Origin of the sequence: Mycobacterium sp., from assembly GCF_049585075.1 — a bacterium.
Classification (GTDB): Bacteria; Actinomycetota; Actinomycetes; order Mycobacteriales; family Mycobacteriaceae; genus Mycobacterium.
The window spans coordinates 1-5,376 of the sequence record NZ_JBAUZA010000465.1 but is presented as its reverse complement, the minus strand read 5'-3'; the positions used below and the strand labels follow the sequence as shown (position 1 = coordinate 5,376).

The 5,376-nt window shown below is 64.7% G+C and carries 5 protein-coding genes and 1 pseudogene; all 6 read right to left on the bottom strand.

Annotation, left to right across the window (positions count from 1 at the left end; genetic code table 11):
• Positions 1 to 117, bottom strand: a pseudogene (locus WB785_RS21955) (L-threonylcarbamoyladenylate synthase); the annotation flags it as partial.
• A complete protein-coding gene (gene prmC, locus WB785_RS21950) occupies positions 114 to 959 on the bottom strand; it encodes a peptide chain release factor N(5)-glutamine methyltransferase (RefSeq protein WP_424081780.1) in 846 nt (281 codons plus the stop codon). The pseudogene WB785_RS21955 and the gene prmC, both read right to left, overlap by 4 nt.
• Positions 956 to 2,029, bottom strand: coding sequence for a peptide chain release factor 1 (prfA, locus tag WB785_RS21945; RefSeq protein WP_424081778.1), 1,074 nt, complete (start codon positions 2,027 to 2,029; stop codon positions 956 to 958). The genes prmC and prfA overlap by 4 nt, the downstream gene beginning before the upstream one ends.
• 90 nt (positions 2,030 to 2,119) lie before the next feature.
• On the bottom strand, positions 2,120 to 2,362 hold the full coding sequence (rpmE, locus tag WB785_RS21940; RefSeq protein WP_424081776.1) for a 50S ribosomal protein L31: 243 nt from the start codon (positions 2,360 to 2,362) through the stop codon (positions 2,120 to 2,122).
• Positions 2,363 to 2,518: 156 nt separating this feature from the next.
• Positions 2,519 to 4,120: a fatty-acid--CoA ligase FadD1 gene (gene fadD1, locus WB785_RS21935; RefSeq protein WP_424081774.1), complete on the bottom strand. Its 1,602-nt coding sequence runs from the start codon at positions 4,118 to 4,120 to the stop codon at positions 2,519 to 2,521.
• Between the two features lie 66 nt (positions 4,121 to 4,186).
• A partial coding sequence (gene rho / locus WB785_RS21930; protein WP_424081772.1) for a transcription termination factor Rho occupies positions 4,187 to 5,376 on the bottom strand: 1,190 nt, incomplete at its 5' end.

Here is a 5,376-nt window from a genome sequence, read left to right as displayed (position 1 = left end):
GCCGTAAACGGTGTCCGTCGGAAGAACAACCAACCGACCGTTTTTGACGGCGCCGACGGCCGATTCGATTCCACGGGAACGCTGTTCGGGATCAGCACAGTCGAATACATCAGTCACGAGCCACTCCGGCGTGCCGTGACGAATCTTGGTCGTCCGGTCAGATCTGTTCTGGCGACTATGTCGTCGAAAAGTCCTGTGCTGCTGACCAGTCCAGACGTCCGCAGGGATGTGGTGTCGTCGTGCTCGACGGCGAACAAGCCGCCCGGACGCAACCACCTGCCAGCCAGCCCGACGATGGCGGGGATCACCGCCATCCCGTCCCGGCCCGCGAACACAGCATGCGGCGGATCATAGTGAGAGACTTCAGGTTCGAGCTCAGCGGCATGAGGCACATACGGCGGGTTGGCCACCAGGAGGTCGACTTGCCCGTCGAGTTCAGCGAGCAACTGCGGGTCGGTGGCGTCAGCGCGCAGCAACTCGATCGCGGTTCCCGCTGAGTTTTTGCGAGCGTAGTCAAGGGCCGCGTCGGAGTCGTCGATTCCGAGTACCCGCGCGTCCGGCCAGCGCTGCGCAAGTGCGAGCGCCAGCGCGCCCGAACCGGTGCAGACATCGACGACCACCGGAGCTTCCGGAAGGCACTGCGCGGTGGCCCATTCCAGCATGGCCTCGGTCTCCGGGCGGGGGATGAACACGCCGGGACCGACGGACAGCGTCAGCGGCCCGAAAGCTGCTGTGCCGGTGAGGTGCTGCAGCGGCACTCGGCGCGACCGCGCCGCGACCGCGGCGTCATACCGGTCGAAAAACGCGTCGTCGGGCGAATCGATCAGTGGCAGCCGTCCCCGCTCGGTGCCGGTCAAATGCGCAGCCAACTCCTCGGCATCGAAACGTGCGGAGTCGATTCCAGCGTCTGCGAGCAGCGTCGTAGCCGAGTCGATCGCGCACCGCAGTTGAGTCGTCATGCCTGCTGCAGCCGGGATTGCCGGTCGGCGACGCTCAGAGCGTCGAATAGCGCCTCAAGGTCGCCATCGAGGATCTGGTCGAGATTGTGTGCCTTGTAACCGATGCGGTGGTCGGTGACCCGGTTCTCCGGGAAGTTGTAGGTGCGGATGCGTTCGCTGCGGTCCACCGTGCGGATCTGGCTGGCACGATCGGCTGATGCGTCGGCCAGTGCCTGCTCCTCGGCCATCGCCTGTAGACGAGCGGCCAGCACCTGCAAGGCTCGGGTCTTGTTCTGCAGCTGTGAGCGTTCGTTCTGGCACGTGACGACAATTCCGGTGGGCAAGTGGGTAATTCGTACCGCCGAGTCGGTGGTGTTGACGCCCTGACCACCCTTGCCGGACGACCGGTAGACGTCGATGCGCAGGTCCGACTCGTCGATCTGCACTTCGCCGACTTCCTCGGGTTCCGGATAGACCAGCACGCCGGCGGCCGAAGTATGCACGCGGCCTTGGGATTCGGTGACCGGGACCCGCTGCACCCGGTGCACTCCCCCCTCGAACTTCATCCGCGACCACACACCGTCGGCCGAGTTGCCTTTGCTGGCGATCGTCAGCGTCGCGTCCTTGTAACCACCGAGATCCGAGGTGGTTTCGTCCAATACCGTTACCGTCCAGCCGTGCCGCTCGGCGTAGCGGATGTACATCCTGGCCAGGTCAGCGGCAAAGAGAGCCGATTCTTCGCCGCCCTCACCGGATTTGACCTCGAGCACGATGTCGTCGGCGTCATGCGGGTCGCGCGGTGCCAACATGTCGGTGAGTTGAGTGTCCAGTTCCGCAGCGCGCGTTTCGAGTTCGGCGACTTCATCGACAAACGACGCGTCATCGGCAGCCAGTTCACGCGCGGTCTCCAGGTCTCCGCGCACCGACTCCAGCTTGCGGTGGGTGGCAACGATCGGCGCCAGTTGCGCAAACCGACGGCCGACTTTGCGCGCGTTGGCAGCGTTGCTGTGCAGTTCGGGATCGGCCAGCTGGCGCTCTAGCTCGGCGTGTTCGGCCAGCAGCGCGTCAATAGCCTGCACGCCCTGCGTCATGCTTGTCCTTCCCGCGCTGTAGAATTGCCCGAACGCGAAACGACGCCCGGCCTGGTGCGGTTTCCGCAGCAGATCGGGCGTCGGTCCAAGCTATTTGTCGGCCGAAGCCTCTTTGTCGGCACCGGTCTTGCGCTTGCCGTAGCGCCGCTCGAAGCGAGCGACCCGACCGCCGCTGTCCAGAATCTTCTGCTTACCGGTATAGAACGGGTGGCACTGCGAGCACACCTCGACCACGATGTGCCCGCTTTCTTTGGTGCTGCGGGTCGTGAAGGTGTTGCCGCAACCGCAGACGACAGTGGTGTCGCCGTATGCCGGATGGATACCAGATTTCATGAGTTCCTCTTCGATCGCAGGTCGCCGGGTCGTCCCAACTAGCTGGACGTGAACCGGAACCTTGACTTCGGCACCTGATTATGCCAGGTCAGCCGCTCTCCCCCTAAACGCGCGCATACGGTTGCGCATTCCCCATGCTAACCGGGACTGACGTGGTTATTCGGCGCGGCCTTCGCCGCCCTGATTGACCGTGACGTAAGCGCTGGCGCGCCCGGTCCGCGTCCACAGCGTGCCACCCTCCGGGGTAGCGCCGCGGGACCTCAGCTCGCGTTTGAGGATCTTGTTGGTGGCGGTGGAGGGCAAGCCGTCGGTGATCCACACGTGCCGCGGCCATGCCTTCGGTGATAGGTCGGACTGGCTGGCCAGAAATTCACCGAACTCGCCGGGCGTCAGCTCTGCCCCGTCGACCAGGACCAACGCCGCCATCACCTGGTCGCCGACCTGCTCATCCGGTACCGCGTACACCGCTACCTGACTGACCGCCGGCAGCCGCTGCAGGATTCGCTCGATGGGAGCCGTGGTCATGTTTTCGCCGTCGACGCGCAGCCACTCGCCGCTGCGCCCGGCGAAGTAGATCCAGCCATCCGCGTCGCGGTAGGCCAGATCGCCCGACCAGAACATGCCGTGACGGAGTCGCGCGTCGGTGGCCTCCTGGTCGTTGTAGTACCCGGCGAACAGGCCGGCGCCCGTGGTGTTGACCAGCTCGCCGATCGCCTCCTCGGCATTGCTCAGCGCGCCGTCATCGTCGAACCGGGCCACCGGACATTCGGCGAGCGTGTCGGGATTGTAGATGCTCACACCGGGGAAGCCCTGGCCCAATGAGCCTGGCGGACAGCCATCTTCGCGGGTGATGATGATCGCACCTTCGGTCGAGCCGAAGCCGTCCCATACGGTGCAGTCGAAACGCCGACTGAATTCGGCGATGTCGCGATCGCTTGCCTCGTTGCCGAACGCAACCCGCAGCGGGTTGTCCCGATCGTCGGGCTGCTCGGGGGTGGCCAGCACGTAGGCCAACGGCTTGCCGACGTAGTTCATATAGGTTGCGCCGTAGCGGCGTAGATCGTGCAGCAAACCGGATGCCGAGAAGGTCGCGGGAACCATCGCCGCACCGGAGCCGACCGCCACGCTCCAGCCGGCCAGCAGCGCGTTGGAGTGAAACAGCGGCATCGACAGATAGCAGACGCCGGATGAATCGACCTCGAACCGCTCGATCAGCGTGGATCCGGCAAAAATCACGGTCAGGTGGGTGACCCGAACCGCCTTCGGCTCGCCGCTGGTGCCCGAGGTGAAGATCATCATGAAGGTGTCGGTCGGTTCGACCTCGCGATGCGGCACGAGCGGGCCGGCTGCCGCCAGCAAACCGGACCATTCATCGGTGGAGGTGTCCAGGACGCGGATGCCGGGCAGGTCTAGACCGTCGAGCAGGGCGCGGTGTGCGGGGTCGGTGAGCAGTATCTGACAGTCGGCCCGCAGGATGTCATTGGCCAGTGCCGCACCGCGACGGGTGTCGTTGATGCCGCACAGCACGTATCCGCCGAGCGCTGCCGCGGCCATCGCGGTCAGCATTTCGGGGGTGTTGCCCAACAGTGCACCGACGTGCAGGGGCCGTTTGGGGTCGGCGATACCGATCAGTGCGGCGGCCGCAGCTGAGGCGTCCGCCAGATGATCGCGCCAACTCCAAACCCGATCGCCGAATTTGACTGCCGGAGTGACGTCGTCAATGCGGGTGCGAAGCAGTTGCTGAATAGTTTCCGCCACGCGCCCATTGTGCCGAACAGACGCAAAGGCTCCGCGACACGCCTAGCTAGCGGAGCTTCCGACCGGTCAGTCGTTGTCCATGCCCGGTGTCGTCTTGGACACCTGAACCAGGAATTCGTAGTTGGTCTTGGTCTTACGCAGCTGCGACATCAGCAGGTCAATGGCCTGGTGGGAATCTAGACCGGAAAGCACACGACGCAGCTTGTGCACAATGCCGAACTCGTCGGGCGACAGCAGAAGCTCGTCTTTCCTTGTGCCCGAGGGGTTTACGTCGACGGCAGGGAACACCCTGCGCTCAGAGATCTTGCGATCGAGCTTGAGCTCGGCGTTACCGGTGCCCTTGAACTCCTCGAAGATCACTGTGTCACCGGTGGATCCGGTTTCCACCATCGCGGTGGCGATGATCGTCAGCGATCCGCCTCCCTCGATGTTGCGCGCCGCGCCTAGGAAGCGCTTCGGCGGGTACAGCGCAGTGGAGTCGACACCACCGGACAGGATCCTGCCCGACGCCGGCGACGCGTTGTTGTACGCGCGGCCCAGGCGGGTGATCGAGTCGAGCAGCACGACGACGTCCTTGTCCTGCTCGACGAGCCGCTTGGCACGCTCGATCGCCAGCTCGGCCACCGAAGTGTGGTCTGATGGCGGCCGGTCGAACGTCGAGGCGATGACCTCGCCCTTGACCGAACGCGCCATGTCGGTGACCTCTTCAGGCCGCTCGTCGACGAGCACGACCATCAGGTGGCATTCCGGGTTGTTCTGGGTGATCGCGTTGGCGATGGCCTGCAAGATCATGGTCTTACCGGCTTTGGGCGGCGACACGATCAGAGCGCGCTGGCCCTTGCCGATCGGCATGATCAGGTCGATGACACGGGTGGTCAGCTGGTCGGGGGTGGTCTCCAGCCGAAGCCGCTGGTTGGGGTACAACGGCGTCAGCTTGGAGAAGTCGGGACGCTTCTTGACGTCGTCGACCGGTCCGCCGTTGACGGTGTCCAGACGCACCAGCGGATTGAACTTCTGCCGCTGATTGGGCTGTTCGCCTTCCTTGGGCACCCGCACCGCGCCGGTCACCGCGTCGCCGCGGCGTAAACCGTTCTTGCGCACCATGTTCATCGAGACGTAGACATCGTGTGGGCCGGCGAGATAACCCGAAGTGCGCACGAACGCGTAGTTGTCCAGAACGTCGAGGATGCCGGCGACCGGCTGCACGACGTCGTCGTCACGCAGTTCGGTGTCACCGCCTTCGCCGGGCCGATCGC

Bases quoted from the DNA above. Each gene is read 5' to 3' on its own strand.
- rpmE (WP_424081776.1), bottom strand. From the start codon at position 2,362: ATGAAATCTGGTATCCATCCGGCATACGGCGACACCACTGTCGTCTGC.
- prfA (WP_424081778.1), bottom strand. From the start codon at position 2,029: ATGACGCAGGGCGTGCAGGCTATTGACGCGCTGCTGGCCGAACACGCC.
- prmC (WP_424081780.1), bottom strand. From the start codon at position 959: ATGACGACTCAACTGCGGTGCGCGATCGACTCGGCTACGACGCTGCTC.